Origin of the sequence: Arthrobacter sp. SDTb3-6, assembly GCF_013376095.1 — a bacterium.
Lineage (GTDB): Bacteria > Actinomycetota > Actinomycetes > Actinomycetales > Micrococcaceae > Specibacter.
The window spans coordinates 40724-57056 of record NZ_JAAMFN010000029.1 but is presented as its reverse complement, the minus strand read 5'-3'; the positions used below and the strand labels follow the sequence as shown (position 1 = coordinate 57056).

The following is a 16333-nucleotide window of genomic DNA, read 5'->3' as shown; positions in this document are numbered from 1 at the left end:
ACATTGGTCGAGTCGTACCGTATTTCTTTAGTGACTTGATCTCATCTTCAGACTTGAACACGCGGAACATAGGAGCGCCGATGTTTAGGAATTCATAGTCACCGGGAAATACAATCTTTCCCCGTTCATAGTAACCATCGAACGTTTCCGGCGTTATACTCCAAGTTCGATTCGGATTCGCAGCATAGGACTCACCGGTCTTCGGGTCAATAAGTTCAAAGTAGGAATTGGGTCGCTCATATCGTGTTTTATTGCTTCTGAGGTCCTGCAATCTCCATAATTCTCCGGTATCTACCGAATTATAATAACGACGGCCAATCGGACGCCCGGCCATGAATTTCTTCTTCGCGCAGATAAGTATCCATTCATGGTCTACAGAAATTCCGAATGGTACGTCAGATTTCGCAGTTCTCGATTTCCACGGGAGAACAGTTACAAAGTCACTCTCCCCGAAAACCTCCTTCAGCAAGAGGCTGGCATTCGAGAGCTCGTTGTCATCAAGAGACATCAATAGTACCCCGTCTTCCGCAAGAATATTTCGGGCGATAGTCAATCGTGAATACATCATATTCAGCCAGTCCGAATGAAATCGACCGGATGTTTCCCTATTGATTGACGTGCGAAATCCCGCGTTATCAGTTTGCCCGGACCGCTTCAAATAGGCGTTGGTCGGTTCCGCAAAGTCATCGTTGTACACAAAATCGTTGCCGGTGTTGTACGGCGGATCAATGTAGATCAGCTTGATCTTGCCGTAATAGCTCTTTTGCAGCAGCTTGAGGACTTCGAGGTTGTCGCCCTCTATGATTACGTTCTTCGTCGTAACCCAATCGACCGATTCGCCGGGCATGGGTTCAAGAGTTGCAGTCGACTGTTTTTGCGCCAGGCGGATGGCGTCGCGTTTACCTGGCCAAGTCAGTCCATATCGTTCCTGCGAATCTTCAACTTGTTCGCCAAGAAGCAGCCGAAGCTTCTCAACGTCGATCCTGCCGTCCGTCATCGCCTCAGGGAACAGTTGGGCCAGTTCACTCACCCTGTCCGGCATGTGTTCCGCAGCGAGTTGATTGATCTTTAAGGCATGGTCGGACACAGTTGAAACCCCCGAAAACGTTACGGCGACGCACGTCACCCACAATGACATATATACATGTCATTAAGGGATATGGATGCCGCTTGAGTCAAATGGTGACCGCCCGACGCACCCTCCACCCCGACGCCGCCAGGGCCCTCGGCCGCCTCTTGTCCACCCAACGCGACAAACTCGGCAAGACACAACAAGAAATCGCCGACTTCATTGGTATCTCCAGAGGTCACTACCGCACACTCGAGCGCGGCTCGGATGATTTTGGCAGCCACCGTGTTTCCAATCCAACTATCGCGTTGGTCATCGATCTGGCCCAAGTGCTGCAACTCGACCCTGCAGTGCTGATTGAGATCGTGCTGGACAACCACGGAACCATGGAGAAGCGGGACACTATACCAGCTCCCACTGAACCGTCAGAACATCCTCCACGCTGAGCTCCGCCGCCAGCTTCTCCTCAACGCCTGAGAGGAGTTCGTCTCGCTTGGCATCTATGGCATCCTCCTGCTCTTCAAGTTCCCGACGTTTGGACTTGCGCTTGCGTTCCAGTGTCTGCTTTCCGCGTTCGGCGGCGAGCCTTTCGGCCAGGCCCATCCCGGCTGTCTGCCGCGCCAACTTCTGGGCTTCCTTGAGTTCCTTGTTGATTTCGACAATCTCAAGTTCCAAGCCGGCCTTCAGATCGTCAGCCCACCTGTCCAACTTGTCCGACTCTTGGGTAAATATCTCCTCGAGTCGCGCGTGCTGTTCAGCCTCGAATCGCCTGGTTTCCGCAGCCAGTGCATCGGCAAGCCGTGGAGCAGCCACGAAGGCCGCTGGCAGCGCCTTGGCCTGGGTCAGCGCAAACATCCTCCTGACCTGTTCGGGCTCCAGCGTGCCACCGTCGTCCATGGTGCCGGTCAACAGCAACTCGACCACACTGTCCGCAGAGTCAAAGCAAGCCCGCCGGATTCCGATAGTGCCGGACTTCCCTTTCAACCCCTCCAGGGCACCGACTGTCACTGGGCTTGAACTGTAGTCGAATTGCAGCCGGGAAGGCACCAGATGCCTGTTCCCGGCCTTATCTATCAGCGCGGCCGCCAGCGGCGTTCCGTGATTGTAAAATTCGGCGTTGTGCGACTGTGCCAAGCCCCATTCCAAGGCGTGGCTGCCATGGGCCGGCACGACAGTTTCCCCGACCAACAGTTGTTCCGAAACGTGGAATAGGAAGTCCTTGGTACTGAACTCAACTCCGTTGGTGTCAGAGAGCTCATGCAAGGTCAGGTGCCACAGTGCCGACTGAATGGCGTTCAGGGAACCCCTCCGCCCATCGAACTCGACCTTGAGCCGCTCCAGCACTTCGTCGTCAAACCCTTCCAGCAAGGCAACCCTGGTGGAGTCCATCTTTGCCTCGATCTCCGCTTCAAGATCCTTCCGAAGTGCTGCAAATTCGTGTTCGATCTGTTCCGTTGTGCGGCACCGTTGGTAAACGTCCCCGATCCGCTTTTCCAGGTCGAAACCAGAGGCGAGAGCGCCCAGCACCTCATCGCTGGCGCCGAATACGCCGCTGAACAACTTGAACTTCTCATCCAGCAGCTCGTATACACGCTGGTCCGCCGCGTTGGCGCTGTTCAGGAAGTTGAGGACCACCACGTCGTGCTTTTGGCCGTAGCGGTGGCAGCGGCCAATGCGCTGCTCAATGCGTTGCGGATTCCATGGCAAGTCAAAATTCACCACCAGGGAGCAGAATTGCAAGTTCAGGCCTTCGGCTGCTGCTTCAGTGGCGACAAGGATTGAATAGTCAGTCCGAAATGCTTCAACAATGGCCGACTTCGTGTCCGAGGCGCGGGTTCCAACCGTGTGCCCTTCAGCAAGCCGCCCGTCTCGCCATTTCGAATACAGTGCCTTGGACAGCGGCTCTGTGTTCACACCATTGATCGTCAGTACTTGTCCGGCGTAGCCGCCCGCTTCCAGCAACTGCACCAATTGGGCCTGTGTCTGGCGTGATTCGGTGAAGATGACCGCTTTGCGTTGGGCACCGTTCTCTTCTGACTTCCCGAACGCCTGTGGGAGTGCCTTGAGCAGTGCCGCCGACTTGGAATCATTGCGAATGCCCAAGGCAAGGTCGGAGAAATGTCGCAGCTCGTCCGCCTCAGCCTTACGCTCCTTCAGTTCGCTCGAGTGTGCCGGGTCTTGCCAGACTTGGCCCCGCCGAACGCCATCCGTCCCAGGCCCGGCGGTACTGCCGAAACCGCCCGACTCAAGTCCGCCGTCGTAATCTTCATCAATCTCCAGCTCCTGCGCGAGAGCGGGGGCACTGTCTTCCGGCGGGAGCCCGCCATCCAGCCTGTCCGCCATCCGGCCCAGCGTTATGCCAATGGCGTAGGGGGAAGACGCCATGATCTTTCGAAGGATCAAGGTCATCAGGGCGCGCTGGGCGGCGGGCAGCGCATAGGAATCTTCCCGAGCCAGGTATTCGCTGACCAGCTCATACAGCGCCTCCTCGTCCGGCGTGGGCGTGAAATCCTGTGTGATTGGTACGCGCGAGGTGAACTTCACATACTCCCGAACCTGCCGTCGCAGCGTCCGCTTGACCACGGGTTGAAGGCGCTCCTTCAATTCCATCATGGCCGCTGGCTGGATGCCGGCCCCGGAATACTTCGCCCGAAAGGACTTCTCGTCTCCAAACAAGTGCGGATCAATGACGGAAGCCAATCCGTAGAGCTCCATCAGCGAGTTCTGCAAGGGCGTGGCCGTCAAAAGCAGCGTTGGGGCATCTCGGGTTGCCTCTGCCAGTTGTTTGGCCCGAAGGTTGCCCTTCTTCCAGACATTCCTGAGCTGGTGCGCTTCGTCAAAGACCACCCGGTCCCATGTCACGGCACGGACGTCTGCCCGGTGTGCGGCAGCAAAATGATAAGAACAAATCAGGACATGCGACGGGTCCTCGAACGGGTTCCCGCCCAATGTGTATGCGTCCTTTTCCAATACCTTGGCGGGAAGTCCGAACTTCTCCTCCAGTTCGCTGGCCCACTGGCGGCGGAGGGTGGCCGGGGCGACGATGAGTTGACGGCGCTTGCGCCGTGACCACAGCTGCAGCAGGACCAGCCCCGCTTCGATGGTCTTTCCCAGACCCACCTCGTCAGCCAGGACCACACCTTGGCTCAAGGGCGAAGCCAGTGCAAATGCAGCCGCCTCCACTTGATGGGGGTTCAAGTCAACCTTCGCCTGCGCCATGGCGGTGGTGATGTCCCCCGTGGTGCCGTCCTGGGCCATCAGAATATGGGCCCAGTACTTGGCATGGAAATCGGTGGTCACAGCGCTCCCCTCAAAAGCATATATACATGCTTTCTACCATGCGGAGTACGCTTTCACCCTTTCAGGCGGGCCGCACGCTCACCGGCACCGGGCCACGACGGCGTCGATCTCCTGCTCGGTGACACCGTTCGCCAGCAGGAACGCACGCACGTCGAGGCCGCCGACAAAGCCTGCCAGCGCCTGCCTGCGGTCGGCAACGATCGGCGCCATCTCCTCCTCCGCCAGGTACCGTTCATAGGGGTGCTTGACGGGTGCCACCAAATGCCAGCTGTTGATCCCCCGGGACGCCAGCTCGTCCTGCCCTGCCGCCTGGTCCGCCTGCCCGGCGAGCGCCAGCAGCAGCGACGCCACCAGCCCCGTCCTGTCCCGCCCGGCCGAACAATGGATCACCACCTTGCCCCGCGCGGCCGCCAGCACCTTGAACACCGCGGCCACGCGCCCGGGAAACAGCCGCAGGATTTCCGCGTACAGCCGCGGGTGGTTCATATAGGGCTGGACCATCGCCTGGTATTCGGCGTTGTCCGGGTCCTCCGTGGGGGCATTGACGACGTCGAACCCGGCCAGTGCGCCGTCCCCCACTACCGGGTCGCTGGGCCGGCGCTTCCTCTCGCCGGGGTTCCGCAGGTCGATCACCGTGCGGACGCCGTCCTGGTATACCTGCTGCCATCCCCGCTCGGTGAGCCACTCGCTGCGGCCCATCCGGTAGATGTCGCCGATGAGCAGCCGGGCGTTGACGGCGCCCTCCCAGTGCGGCCCGGGCAGCATCAGCGGTTCTTGGCGATCCGCAGGTCCAGGCCGTTGCGGACCTGCGGCCATTCGTTGGCCAGGATCGAGAAGACCACGGTGTCGCGCAGGGAGCCGTCGGGCATGGCCCGGTGCGAGCGCAGCACGCCGTCCTGCTTGGCCCCGAGGCGGGCAATGGCCGCGCGGGACTGCATGTTCATCCAGTGCGTGTTGAATTCGACCGCAACACAGCCGAGCGTTTCAAAGGCGTGGCCCAGCAGCAGGCGCTTGCTGTCCGGGTTGGTGCCCGTGCCCTGGACGCTGGCCGCATTCCACGTATAGCCGATTTCCAGGCGCGGCAGCTCGGGAACAATGTTGCAATAGGTGGTCATGCCGATGACCTTGCCCGGTTCCCCCGTTGCGGGATCGTTCAGGCGCGTGGTGAACGGCACCATCATGCCGGATTCCTGCAGTGCCAGCCGGCGCCCGATCTCCGCCGCCATGGCCTCGGGTCGCGGGACGGAGGTGTACCAGAGGTTCCACAGCTCGCCGTCGGAGGCCGCAGCCACCAGCCCGTCGTGGTGGTCCGGGCTCAGCGGCTCGAGGGTCACGTACTTTCCGTGCAGGGTTACAGGGGCAATGGTCGTCATGGCAAAACACTATCGCGCCGGGGATGGGTTCAGCCCGGGTTGCGCCCCTGGTGCACCAGGGGCACAACCCGCCCCGGGTTCTACCCCGGCGGATGCTGGACGGCCCATCCGCGGCACGGCAGACTAATTGCATGGCCTATTCACTGCAGATCGTTGTCGACGCCCTCAGGCCCCACGACCTGGCCGATTGGTGGGCGGAAACCATGGGGTGGGACGTGGAGCCCTCCGATGAGGCCTTCATCCGCACCATGGTGCAACAGGGCTATGCCACTGCCGGGCAGACCATGGAGCACAACGGAGTCCTGGTCTGGAAGGACGGCCAGGCCATCACCGCCGGCCCGGCTGCCGGCAGCGGCCAGCCGCGGATCCTGTTCCAGTCCGGGGGCCGTGACAAGTCCGGCAAGAACCGCATCCACTGGGACGTGCGGCTCGGCGGCGGGGACAAGGCGGAGGTGCGGGCGCGCCTTGAGGCCCGCGGCGCCACCTTCCTGTGGGAGGCCAGCCAGGGCCCGCACTCCTGGATCACCATGGCCGACCCCGAAGGCAATGAATTCTGCATCAGCTGACCTCCGCCGGGCCGCTAAGATCGTGAGGGTGAGCGCAGACAATCTCCCCGAGCAGGTTTCCGACATCTTTGACCCCAGCCGCTGGCGCGTGGTGGAGGGCTTCAACTTCACCGACATGACCTACCACCGCCAGGTGGAACGGGACGCGGCAGGCGGCATCATCAGGGACCTGCCCACCGTCCGCATCGCCTTCAACCGCCCCGAGGTGCGCAACGCCTTCCGTCCCGGCACCGTGGACGAGCTCTACCGCGCCATGGACCACGCGCGCATGACGCCGGACGTGGCCACCGTGCTGCTCACCGGCAACGGCCCCTCCCCCAAGGACGGCGGGCACAGCTTCTGCTCCGGCGGCGACCAGCGCATCCGCGGCCGCGACGGCTACCGGTACGCCGACGGCGAGACGAAGGAAACCATCGACCCCGCCCGCGCCGGCCGCCTCCACATCCTGGAAGTCCAGCGGCTCATGCGCACCATGCCCAAGGTGGTCATCGCCGTCGTCAACGGCTGGGCCGCGGGCGGCGGGCACTCCCTGCATGTGGTCTCCGACCTCACCATCGCCTCCCGCCAGCACGGGAAATTCAAGCAGACCGACGCCACCGTGGGAAGTTTCGACGCCGGCTACGGCTCCGCGCTGCTGGCCCGCCAGGTCGGCCAAAAGGCGGCCCGGGAGATCTTCTTCCTGGCCCGTGAATACTCCGCCGAGGACATGGTCGGCATGGGCGCCGTCAACGAGGCCGTGGACCACGCAGACCTGGAAAACACCGCACTGGAGTACGCCGCGGACATTGCCCGCCAGTCCCCGCAGGCCATCCGCATGCTCAAGTTCGCCTTCAACCTGGCCGACGACGGCCTGGCCGGCCAGCAGGTCTTCGCCGGCGAGGCCACCCGGCTCGCCTACATGACCGACGAGGCCGTGGAGGGCAAGGAGGCCTTCCTGGAAAAGCGCGACCCCGACTGGTCCAACTTCCCCTACTACTTTTAGGCGGGGCCGCAACCATGGACATCGAGCCCCTGCTCAAGGCACTCGCCGCGGCCCTTTCCGGCGAGGGCCCCGCCGTGGAAATCGCCGCCGACGGCAGCTTCGCCCCCATCCCCCCGGGCGAGCTGGGACTGCCGGCCGGCAGCGAAACGGACATTGCCGCCGTCGTGCGCACCTCGGGAAGCACCGGCACGCCCAAGCGCACCATGCTCAGTGTGGACGCCCTCGCCGCGTCGTCGGTGGGCACGGCCATGGCGCTGCGCGGTGAAGGGCAGTGGCTGCTGGCCCTGCCCGTGCACTACGTGGCGGGCCTGCAGGTGCTGGTGCGCAGCCTCTTTGCCGGCACCCGCCCGTGGTCCATGGACCTCTCCGGCGGCTTCACGGCGGAGGCGTTCACGGCGGCGGCCCTGGAGCTGACCGACACGGTGCGCTACACCTCCCTGGTCCCCACCCAGCTCACGCGCCTGCTCAGCAACCCCTCCGCTGCGACGCTCACGGTGCTGCGCCGCTTCAACGCCATCCTGCTGGGCGGCGCCCCCGCCAGCCCCGTGCTGCTGGAAGCCGCGCGCGCCGCCGGCGTCAACGTGGTCACCACCTACGGCATGAGCGAAACCTGCGGCGGCTGCGTGTACGACGGCGTCCCGCTCGACGGCGTGGAGCTCGCCCTCCGCGACGGCCGGGTCCGGCTGGGCGGGCCGGTCCTGGCCACCGGGTACCTGGGCGACCCTGCGCTGACGGCGGCCGCCTTCACCGAGTCCGATGACGGCGTGCGCTGGTATGAAACCGGCGACCTCGGCGAGCTGGACGGCGCGGGACGCCTGCGCGTGCTGGGCCGCGTGGATGACGTCATCATCTCCGGCGGGCTGAAGATTTCCGCGGCGGCCGTGGCCGACGGGCTGCACCGGGTGCAGGGCGTCCGCGAGGCCTTTGTGGGGCCGGTGGACTCCGTGGAGTGGGGCCAGCAGGTGGCCGCCATGGTGGTTGGCGCCTGCTCCCGTGAGGAGCTGCGGGCCGGTGCGGCGGCGGTTTTGGAGCCGCACCTGGTGCCCAAGACTGTGGTGTTCGTCTCCGAGCTGCCCGTGCTGGCCACGGGAAAACCGGACAGGACCGCCATTTTGGCGCTTTTGGCGGACGCGGCGGCGGCCGGGAGCTGACACCCACCCGGCACAATGGAAGCTGACACGTTTTTGCCGCCCCGTGCATAAGGAGTAGCTGTGGCCACTGTTGGTCAATGGATTGAAGGCGCGCGCCTGCGGACGCTGCCGATGGCTGTTGCCCCCGTGATCATCGGCACCGCCGCCGCGTACGACCTGGGCGGCCTGCACTGGGGCCGGGCTCTGCTCGCCGCGCTTGTGTCCCTGCTGCTGCAGGTGGGCGTCAACTATGCCAACGACTATTCCGACGGCATCCGAGGCACCGACGAGGTGCGGGTGGGCCCGCTGCGCCTGGTCGGCTCCGGCGCCGCCGCGCCCCGGCAGGTGAAGATGGCCGCCTTTGGCGCCCTTGGCCTGGCCATGGTGGCCGGACTGGTCCTGGTGATCCTGTCCCAGGCGTGGTGGCTGCTGCTGGTGGGTGCCGGGGCCGTCATTGCCGCATGGGGCTACACCGGCGGCAAGAACCCCTACGGCTACATGGGCCTGGGCGACGTGTTCGTGTTCTTCTTCTTCGGCCCGGTGGCCACCCTCGGCACCACCTTCACCCAGGCCGGGGCCGTGAGCACGGCGGCGGTTCTCGGGTCCGTCGCAACCGGGCTCATCGCCGTCGCACTTTTGATGGCCAACAATGTCCGCGACATCCCCACGGACCGTGAGGTGGGCAAGCGCACGCTGGCCGTGCGGCTCGGGGACCGGCCTGCGCGGCTGAGCTACGTGGTGATGCTGGGGGTGTCGGTGGCCATCATGATGGTGCTGGTGCCGGCCAAGCCCTGGCTGCTGCTGGTGCTGCTGCTGGTGCCGTTCATGCTCATGCCCAGCTGGCTGATGCTCAAGGGCAAGAAGCGCAAGAGCCTGATCCCGGTGCTCAAACAGACCGGGCTGCTCAACCTGGGATTCAGTGTCCTGTTTGCCGTGGCGATGGTCCTGACGGGCCTGTAGCCCCAGGGCCGGGCGGCTACGTTTCCCGTGCCGACCATTCCAGGAACGCGTCCAGGGCCGCGCCGCTGCCCGTGACATCCACGTCCGCGGCGCGCTGGCGCCCGGAAATGTACAGCGCCACCTCCACCGGGTCACCGCTGACAAGGACCCTGCCGGAGCCTTTGTGCACGGGAACGGCGGGATGGTTCTTGGCGGCGATCGTGACGGCGGTGGGGCTGCGCCGGTAGGCCATCCTCGCCATCAGCGGCAGCCTGGCCCACAGCGCGTCGAGCTGTCCCGGCGGCAGGGACCGGGGCTGGTGGTTGCCGCCGCCGCGGCGGACGTCCTCGTGGTGGATCACGTATTCCACGAGCTGGACCGAATCGCCCAGCCAGGTCATGGGGTTGGCCGTCCCGGTGCCGGCCGCGAACCGGGCCAGGAGCCCGCCATAGCCGGCGGGGGTGAGGGCAGCCGCCGCGACGTCGCCGAGCCGCCTTTCACTGCCCGGCACCGGCCGGGACGCCGCGTCGAGCAGCTGCTTCAGTGGCGCATGCTCCCGCATCACCAGATGGGCCAGCAGGCGCCGGCCGTTCCACCCCTCGCACAGCGTCGGGGCCTCAGGATCGGCACCACGGAACGTTTCGACCATGGCCAGCCGCTCAGTCTCCATCCAGCGCATAGGCCTGTCCTTTCCACCATCGGTGCTGTGGGGTGCCGCCTGTTGCTGCCTGGCGGGTCAGCCCTCGGGCTGGGTGCGCGGCTTCCTGCCGGGCCGGTCCGCGTCGACCCAGACGTCCGGGTTGGCGTCCACGAGTGCGTCCTCGGCGTCGGCATCGGCCACGGCGGCTGCAGACTGGGTGGTGCCCGCCGTCGGTGCGAAGCGGTCGGCAATGACAGCCGTGGCGCCGTCGCGCTGCTTGCGCAGGAGGAAGAAGCTCACCACGAACGCACACAGGGCCGCCGCCAGGGCCGATGTCAACGGGCTCAGCTGCAGGGCAAGGTGCGCCACCAGGAAGAACGCCAGAAACAGCAGGCCGCGGATCAGGGAGTATTTGAAGAATGCCACGGGTGCAAGTTTAGCCGGTGATTCTGGACGATGGCCCGGAGCCCAATTTGCCTCTCGACGATAGAATGAAGCATGCGCTATATCCCAGTGATCTTTGGTGTGGTCCTCTTCATTTACGGGCTCATCGACTGCATCCGCAGCGAGTCCACAGATGTCCGGAGCCTGCCCAAGCCCGTCTGGATCCTGGTGATCGTGCTGCTGCCGCTGGTCGGCGTCATCCTGTGGCTTTTTCTGGGCCGCCCGCACTACGCTGCCGCCGGCGAACCCGCCACCCGCCGCCCCTTGCGTTCCGGGACCGCACGGTTCACGGCGCCGGACGACGATCCGGCCTTCCTCCGCAACCTTGAGGTGGCCCGGGCCCACAAGGCGGAGGCGGACCGCCTCCGCAAGCTTCGGGCCGAACTCGACGCCCGCGAGGCAAAGCTTCGCGAGCAGCACCCGAAAGACGAAACCCAGCACTGACGCATCGGGGCGGGCCCTATCCACAGATTCCGCGATCCCGCAGTAGAACCCACCTTTGGCGCAGCAGTTTCAGCGCTAATGGAGCCATGACAAATCCGGCTCCGCTCCCCCCTGGCCTAGCTGGACGCCCGTTCACCGTGGAGAAGGCGCGCCAGCTGGGGCCCCGTTCACGCACCCGTGCCGCGGACCTGTGGACGCCCAGCCGTGGCATTCGCGTCCACAAGGATGCACCGCTTGACTTGTTGGACGCGTGCCGGCCCTACACGGAAGGCACGGACGCCGGCGTGGCCAGCCATGTGACGGCCGCCAAAATCCACGGCCTGTACCTGCCCTGCCGGTGGATGGAAGACCAGCCCGTGCACCTGGCCCGGCCCACGGGTGCCGGCGTGCCCCGCCGGCGCCATGTGGCGGGGCACCGGCTGGAACTTGCGGATGGCGACGTCGTCGTGATTGGAGGGGTTCCCGTGACCTCGGTACAGCGCACCTTCGTGGACTTGGCGCCGCTGCTGTCGCTGGACGAACTGGTGGCCGTGGGGGACCAGGTGGTGTGCGAACACAGACGCCCCTTCGGGCCGCCCAAAACCGCCATGGTCATACTCGATCCCCTGAACGCCTACCTTGCCGGCCGCGGGGGCGCACGGCGCATTCTCCGTTTGCGCGAGGCCATGGAACTGGTCCGCGTTGGCGCGGACCCGCCCCCGGAGACCAGGCTGCGGCTGCTTTTCGCACGCTCGGGACTGCCACGGCTCGAGCCCAACATCGACCTCCTCGATGCGGACGGAAACACACTGGTCTCCCCTGACCTTTGCTGTGAGGAATACCGGACCTGTGCGGAGTACGAGGGCGGCCACAACTTCACGCCCGAACAACAGGGCAAGGACCACGACCGGAACTTCATCACGAAATCACTCGGCTGGCACCAGGTGCTGATCAACAAGGATGACATGCTGGCCGGCGGGCGGGCCGCCATCACCAAGACCACCCGGATGTTGGTCCAGGGAGGCTGGAACGACCCCGGGAACGTGGCCGGACAATCCCTGCGCGGCTTTTTGGCGACCAGCAAGGACATTGCCTGGGCAAAGTCCCATCGCGCGCTCCGCCGCAGTGTCCGGCTGTACAGAAATGGCGACCTGGCCGGTGTTCCCCGCCGTCGAAAGTACAGCTGTGGCGGGTCCCAACGGAGCAGACCCGCCACAGCTGTACACCCGGCCCGCGGGCGGGCCGGAAGCTGCCTAGCTGCTTCCCACGCCGGCGTAGGAGTGCAGGCCGGCGAAGTACACATTCACGATCGTGAAGTTGAAGACCACGCACAGGTAGCCCACGATGGACAGCCAGGCGGCGCGTGTGCCGGTCCAGCCGCGGGTGGCGCGGGCGTGCAGGTAGCCGGCGTAGGCCACCCAGATGACGAACGTCCACACTTCCTTCGGGTCCCAGCCCCAGAAGCGGCCCCATGCCTTCTCGGCCCAGATGGAACCGAACATCAGCGTCAGGGTCCAGCCCACAAAGGCGATGCCGTTGATGCGGTAGGACATGTTTTCCAGGCTCAGCGCGTTCGGTACCAGCCGCATGGCCGGGAACTTGTCCGGCTTCCCGGAAGAAATGGAGGCCTCGCGGCGGGACTGCAGCAGCTGCAGCACCGACATCGCGAAGGTCAAGGTGAACAGCGAGGAGGACATGACCGCGATGGAGACGTGGATGATCAGCCAGTAGCTCTGCAGCGCCGGCACCAGATGCCCGGCGGGCGTCCAGAAGGCGACCGAGGCGGCCGTGATCATCACCAGCACCAGGCCGATGACGAAGGTGCCCAGGAAGCGCAGGTCGCGGCGGGTCAGCACGAGCAGGAAGATCAGCGCCACGGTGAACCCGCCGGTGGTGCAGAATTCGTACATGTTGCCCCACGGCACCCGCCCGGCAGCCAGGCCGCGGAACAGCACCGCCAGGCCCTGGACGACGGCGGCCACGATGGTGATGGCCACGGCGACCCTCGCTGCGCGCCGCTTTTCCTTGCCGTAGCGCATGGAATCGCCGGCGGTGATGCCGTCCGAACCGGCGTGCGTCTTGCTGCTGGGGCGCACGCCGCGGTCCAGGGGCCCCGCGCCGAGGTCCTGGCCGATGCTTCCTGCGGCGCCAACGCCCACGAGCCGGTCGGCCTGGGCGGGCACGGAGCGGGCATTCCCGGCCTCGTCCGCCACGGCCAGGCCGCGGCGGACAGCCTTGCTGTAGGTCACCAGGTCCCAGGCGTAGGCACAAAACGCAACGGCGTAGGCCAGCCCGGCCATGAGCATGAACTGCTCACTGAGCAGGGCGAGGCCATCATTGATTGTTGGCATTAGTGGTCCTTACTTGACACGGTACTTGACACGGCGGCATCGGTTCCGGTGTCGCCTTGATGGCTGGACGGCTGTTTTCCATCTTCCCCCTGCGGGGCTTGTGGCACCACCCACTTCACGTGGAGTGCCTTGTGGATGGCCGCTGCTTCCCCGGCCAAACGGTGGTCCTCGCCGCGGGCCAGCAGGCCGAATTCCACCATGGTGCGTCCGTCCGGGTGGTTGCCGGTGCGGATCCACACGCGGCGGCGGTTGAGGAAGAGTGAGGCCATGAGCCCGGCCAGGGCCAGGACGGCAAACACCAGCACGTAGACCTGTCCCGGGTCGTGGCGGATGTCCAGCGCGGCGAAGCGCTTGATGCCGTCGAAACTGATGGTGCCGTTGCCCTCCGGCAGTTTGTAGCTCTGCCCGGGCGCCAGCACGATGCCACCGGCCTTCAGGTCGCGGCCGTTGATCTGCTTCATCTTGGACGTGTCCAGGGTGTAGACGTTGCGGGGCACGCCGTTGTCCAGGCCCAGGTCGCCGGTGTAGGCATTGAGGTTCAGCTGCGGGTTGAACGGGTCGGGGTCGGAGCCGTACGCCACACCCTTGCTGTCGATAAGGGCCGTGGGCAGGAAAAAGCCGACGAAGCCCAGTTCCTTGGGCTTGGCGTCAGGAACTTTAATGACCATCAATGAGGTGTAGGCGCCGTCCGTGGGGATGGTGACCACCGGCCCCTGGAAGGCGATGTTGCCCTTGCCGTCCTTGACGGTCACCACCGGGGCGTAGCCGTTGCCGACCAGGTAGATGTTGGTGCCGCCGATGGAGACGGGATCGTTGACCTTCAGGATCTGTTGCTTGGCGGGGGCGCCGGCGCCGTCCTTGGTGGTCAGCGAGGCCGTGAAGTCGATGGGCTGGCCGTAGTGGCCCGGCGATTCCCTGTCGTACTTGACCACGAGCTTGTCCAGTTTGACGGAGTAGGGGCTCAGGCGGTCGCTGTTGAAGTAGGCGCCGGGAGTGAAGGTGTCATAGCCCACCAGGGTGTTGACGAAGGTATCGCCTTCCACCACCACGCGCTGGCCGCTGTACCCTGCCAGCCCGCTGAAGCCCACGGATGCGAGGACGCCCAGAATGGAGATGTGGAAGACCAGGTTTCCCACTTCCTTCAGGAAGCCCACTTCCGCGCCCACGGACGGCCGGTCCGAGCCAAGGTCGCGCACGTCCACCCGGTAGCGCCGGGATTTCAGGACCGCTGCGGCATCCTTGATGGCCTGGTCTGCGTCAACGCCGCTGCCGGCCGGAATTTCCACGGTGCCGTATTCGGCCAGCCTGGACAGCCGCTTGGGCGTGCGCGGGGGCACCGAGCGCATGGCCTTCCAGTGGATCTTGGCCCGGGGCAGCACGCATCCCACGAGGGAGGTGAAGAGCAGCAGGTAAATGGCGGCAAACCACGGCGAGGAGTACACGTCGAAAAGCTTGAACCAGTCCATGATGGGCCCGGAAGTGGGGTGGTCCGACAAATATTGCGTGACCGTGGACGGGTTGGAGGCGCGCTGGGGGAAAATAGACCCCGGAACAGCCGCCACGGCGAGCAGAAGCAGCAGGAACAACGCGGTCCGCATGCTCGTCAGCTGCCGCCAGGCCCAGCGGAGCATGCCGAAGAAGCCCAGCCGGGGCAGCTCGACATCGTTCTTGGCCGGCTTCTTGCTTTGCACGTCTTGCACCGAATTTTCCCTCATCAGATTGGCAGTCTCACTTCTCCGGCAAACCAGAATTGCAGCTCGTTGATCCACGTGCCCCACAGGCCCGTCACCATCAGTCCGCCCAGCGCCACCAGCATCCCGCCGCCAAACCACTGCAGGCCGCGGCGGTGCTTGCGGAAGAACGCCAGGGCGCCCAGGCCGCGCCGGACACCCAGGGCGATCAGCAGGAACGGCACCCCGAGCCCCAGGCAGTACACAAACGTCAAGAACGCGCCCTTGGCCGCCGTGCTGCCGTCAAAGTAGGTCAGGGCCAGGACCGCGCTCAACGTGGGGCCGATGCACGGCGCCCAGCCCAGCCCGAAGGTGATGCCAAGCACGGGTGCGCCCCACAGGCCCGCCGGCGGCTTGGCATGGATCTTCACGTCCCGCTGGAACCACCCCAGTCCCCCGAGAAACACTACGCCCAACAGGATGACCACGGCGCCCAGGACCTGTGTCACCCAGGCGGCATCGGGCGTGCGCAGCCACGCACCCAGCTGGCCGAACATGGCGCCGATCAGCACGAAGACGGCGGAAAACCCCAGGACAAACAGCCCAATGCCCAGCAGCATGCGCCCCCTGCGCTGCTTTTGCAGGTCGGCCCCGGTCAGTCCGCTGACGTAGCCGAGGTAGCCGGGAACCAGCGGCAGAACGCAGGGCGACAGAAATGACACAATCCCGGCCAGCAAGGCAACCGGGATGGCCAGCAGCATGGAGCCGCTGCTAATGATTTCGGCAAATGGGTTGGTGGACACCGGCCCTACTTCTCGGCCAGTGCAGAGATGATCAGCGCCTTGAGCGTGCCCTTGTCCGCGGTGCCCAGGAGCCGGGCGGAGACACGCCCCTGCTTATCCAGCACCAAGGTGGTGGGCACGGCGGAGGGTTTGACCAGGTCGCGCTGGGAGAGCGCCAGCAGCACGCCGCCGTCCTTGTCCATGATGCTCGGGTACGTCAGCTTGAAGGTGCGCTCGAACGCCTCGGCGGTGGGCGCCTCGTCGCGGATGTTCACGCCGAGGAACTCCACGCCCTTGGGTTCGAACTCAACGTGCAGGGCCTGCAGGTCAGGCGCCTCCAGCCGGCACGGGGAACACGCCGCGTACCAAAAGTTCAGGACCGTGACCTTGCCGCGCAGCTGGGCGGCGCTGACGGTGCCGCCCTTGAAGAGCGTCCCGGAAAAGTCCACGGGTGCGCTGCGCTTGTTCGCGGCGTATTCGGTGACCGAACCGTCGCCGGCCACGAAGCCCTTGTTGTCCCCGGCCACGGCTTGTTTTGCCAGGGGGTCGTTGGCCGTGCACGCGGCGAGGCCAACGGCCAGCACGGCGCCGGTGGCGGCGAACAGTGAACGGCGGCTCATCGAGGAAGTCACTCTAGTTGTCTTTCATCTTGCGCTTTTCCAGT

General features: G+C 65.0%; 17 protein-coding genes. 6 read left to right on the top strand and 11 right to left on the bottom strand.

The genetic code is table 11. The features are described from left to right. Window positions 1-1087: site-specific DNA-methyltransferase (locus G6035_RS14165; RefSeq protein WP_176617746.1), on the bottom strand; the 1087-nt coding region annotated here is incomplete at its 3' end. A 92-nt stretch (window positions 1088-1179) separates the two neighbouring features. On the opposite strand from G6035_RS14165, the gene G6035_RS14160 reads away from it, so the two are divergent. Next, window positions 1180-1515 (top strand): helix-turn-helix domain-containing protein, encoded by a 336-nt coding sequence (locus tag G6035_RS14160; protein WP_256127997.1) that lies wholly within the window; start codon window positions 1180-1182, stop codon window positions 1513-1515. Here G6035_RS14160 and G6035_RS14155 read toward each other — a convergent pair. From G6035_RS14155 to G6035_RS14145, 3 genes are all read right to left on the bottom strand, one after another. Next, window positions 1472-4369, bottom strand: a complete 2898-nt coding sequence (locus G6035_RS14155; RefSeq protein WP_176617744.1) for an SNF2-related protein — start codon at window positions 4367-4369, stop codon at window positions 1472-1474. The genes G6035_RS14160 and G6035_RS14155 overlap by 44 nt on opposite strands. Before the next feature lie 78 nt (window positions 4370-4447). Beyond that, window positions 4448-5134 (bottom strand): tyrosine-protein phosphatase, encoded by a 687-nt coding sequence (locus tag G6035_RS14150; protein ID WP_176617743.1) that lies wholly within the window; start codon window positions 5132-5134, stop codon window positions 4448-4450. Continuing rightward, on the bottom strand, window positions 5134-5742 hold the full coding sequence (locus G6035_RS14145) for a GNAT family N-acetyltransferase (protein ID WP_176617742.1): 609 nt from the start codon (window positions 5740-5742) through the stop codon (window positions 5134-5136). Before G6035_RS14145 ends, G6035_RS14150 begins: the two co-directional genes overlap by 1 nt. A 131-nt stretch (window positions 5743-5873) precedes the next feature. On the opposite strand from G6035_RS14145, the gene G6035_RS14140 reads away from it, so the two are divergent. Genes G6035_RS14140 through G6035_RS14125 form a run of 4 tightly spaced genes read left to right on the top strand, consistent with a single transcriptional unit; the run spans window position 5874 to window position 9380 of the window. Then, on the top strand, window positions 5874-6308 hold the full coding sequence (locus tag G6035_RS14140; protein ID WP_176617741.1) for a VOC family protein: 435 nt from the start codon (window positions 5874-5876) through the stop codon (window positions 6306-6308). Then, window positions 6289-7290, top strand: a complete 1002-nt coding sequence (locus G6035_RS14135; RefSeq protein WP_176617740.1) for a 1,4-dihydroxy-2-naphthoyl-CoA synthase — start codon at window positions 6289-6291, stop codon at window positions 7288-7290. The genes G6035_RS14140 and G6035_RS14135 overlap by 20 nt, the downstream gene beginning before the upstream one ends. Before the next feature lie 14 nt (window positions 7291-7304). Continuing rightward, on the top strand, window positions 7305-8441 hold the full coding sequence (locus G6035_RS14130; RefSeq protein WP_176617739.1) for an AMP-binding protein: 1137 nt from the start codon (window positions 7305-7307) through the stop codon (window positions 8439-8441). A gap of 60 nt (window positions 8442-8501) precedes the next feature. Then, window positions 8502-9380, top strand: a complete 879-nt coding sequence (locus G6035_RS14125) for a 1,4-dihydroxy-2-naphthoate polyprenyltransferase (RefSeq protein ID WP_176617738.1) — start codon at window positions 8502-8504, stop codon at window positions 9378-9380. 16 nt (window positions 9381-9396) lie between these two features. Here the strand turns inward: G6035_RS14125 and G6035_RS14120 are convergent, their stop codons facing one another. Then, a complete protein-coding gene (locus G6035_RS14120) occupies window positions 9397-10038 on the bottom strand; it encodes a TIGR03085 family metal-binding protein (RefSeq protein WP_176617737.1) in 642 nt (213 codons plus the stop codon). Window positions 10039-10095: 57 nt separating this feature from the next. After that, complete coding sequence (locus G6035_RS14115) at window positions 10096-10425, bottom strand: DUF4229 domain-containing protein (RefSeq protein ID WP_176617736.1); 330 nt, start codon at window positions 10423-10425, stop codon at window positions 10096-10098. Between the two features lie 72 nt (window positions 10426-10497). Here G6035_RS14115 and G6035_RS14110 point away from each other — a divergent pair, with 72 nt between their 5' ends. After that, window positions 10498-10887, top strand: coding sequence for a PLD nuclease N-terminal domain-containing protein (locus tag G6035_RS14110; protein WP_176617735.1), 390 nt, complete (start codon window positions 10498-10500; stop codon window positions 10885-10887). Between the two features lie 167 nt (window positions 10888-11054). Here G6035_RS14110 and G6035_RS14105 read toward each other — a convergent pair whose 3' ends face one another. From G6035_RS14105 to G6035_RS14085, 5 genes are all read right to left on the bottom strand, one after another. Beyond that, window positions 11055-11444 (bottom strand): hypothetical protein, encoded by a 390-nt coding sequence (locus G6035_RS14105; protein WP_176617734.1) that lies wholly within the window; start codon window positions 11442-11444, stop codon window positions 11055-11057. Window positions 11445-12119: 675 nt separating this feature from the next. After that, window positions 12120-13217 carry a c-type cytochrome biogenesis protein CcsB gene (ccsB, locus tag G6035_RS14100; protein WP_176617733.1) on the bottom strand — a complete coding sequence of 366 codons (1098 nt, stop codon included), beginning with the start codon at window positions 13215-13217 and terminating at the stop codon, window positions 12120-12122. Then, complete coding sequence (locus G6035_RS14095) at window positions 13217-14932, bottom strand: cytochrome c biogenesis protein ResB (protein ID WP_176617732.1); 1716 nt, start codon at window positions 14930-14932, stop codon at window positions 13217-13219. The genes ccsB and G6035_RS14095 overlap by 1 nt, the downstream gene beginning before the upstream one ends. Beyond that, window positions 14932-15648: a cytochrome c biogenesis CcdA family protein gene (locus G6035_RS14090; protein WP_176617749.1), complete on the bottom strand. Its 717-nt coding sequence runs from the start codon at window positions 15646-15648 to the stop codon at window positions 14932-14934. Before G6035_RS14090 ends, G6035_RS14095 begins: the two co-directional genes overlap by 1 nt. A gap of 47 nt (window positions 15649-15695) precedes the next feature. Next, window positions 15696-16289 carry a TlpA disulfide reductase family protein gene (locus G6035_RS14085; RefSeq protein WP_176617731.1) on the bottom strand — a complete coding sequence of 198 codons (594 nt, stop codon included), beginning with the start codon at window positions 16287-16289 and terminating at the stop codon, window positions 15696-15698. Between the last annotated feature and the right edge of the window lie 44 nt (window positions 16290-16333).

What these genes read in the sequence shown, in the direction of transcription:
- G6035_RS14160 (WP_256127997.1), top strand. Translation starts at nt 1,180, where the DNA reads ATGGTGACCGCCCGACGCACCCTCCACCCCGACGCCGCCAGGGCCCTC.
- G6035_RS14150 (WP_176617743.1), bottom strand. Translation starts at nt 5,134, where the DNA reads ATGCTGCCCGGGCCGCACTGGGAGGGCGCCGTCAACGCCCGGCTGCTC.
- G6035_RS14145 (WP_176617742.1), bottom strand. Translation starts at nt 5,742, where the DNA reads ATGACGACCATTGCCCCTGTAACCCTGCACGGAAAGTACGTGACCCTC.
- G6035_RS14140 (WP_176617741.1), top strand. Translation starts at nt 5,874, where the DNA reads ATGGCCTATTCACTGCAGATCGTTGTCGACGCCCTCAGGCCCCACGAC.
- G6035_RS14135 (WP_176617740.1), top strand. Translation starts at nt 6,289, where the DNA reads ATGAATTCTGCATCAGCTGACCTCCGCCGGGCCGCTAAGATCGTGAGG.
- G6035_RS14130 (WP_176617739.1), top strand. Translation starts at nt 7,305, where the DNA reads ATGGACATCGAGCCCCTGCTCAAGGCACTCGCCGCGGCCCTTTCCGGC.
- G6035_RS14120 (WP_176617737.1), bottom strand. Translation starts at nt 10,038, where the DNA reads ATGCGCTGGATGGAGACTGAGCGGCTGGCCATGGTCGAAACGTTCCGT.
- G6035_RS14110 (WP_176617735.1), top strand. Translation starts at nt 10,498, where the DNA reads ATGCGCTATATCCCAGTGATCTTTGGTGTGGTCCTCTTCATTTACGGG.
- ccsB (WP_176617733.1), bottom strand. Translation starts at nt 13,217, where the DNA reads ATGCCAACAATCAATGATGGCCTCGCCCTGCTCAGTGAGCAGTTCATG.
- G6035_RS14095 (WP_176617732.1), bottom strand. Translation starts at nt 14,932, where the DNA reads ATGAGGGAAAATTCGGTGCAAGACGTGCAAAGCAAGAAGCCGGCCAAG.
- G6035_RS14090 (WP_176617749.1), bottom strand. Translation starts at nt 15,648, where the DNA reads ATGCTGCTGGCCATCCCGGTTGCCTTGCTGGCCGGGATTGTGTCATTT.
- G6035_RS14085 (WP_176617731.1), bottom strand. Translation starts at nt 16,289, where the DNA reads ATGAGCCGCCGTTCACTGTTCGCCGCCACCGGCGCCGTGCTGGCCGTT.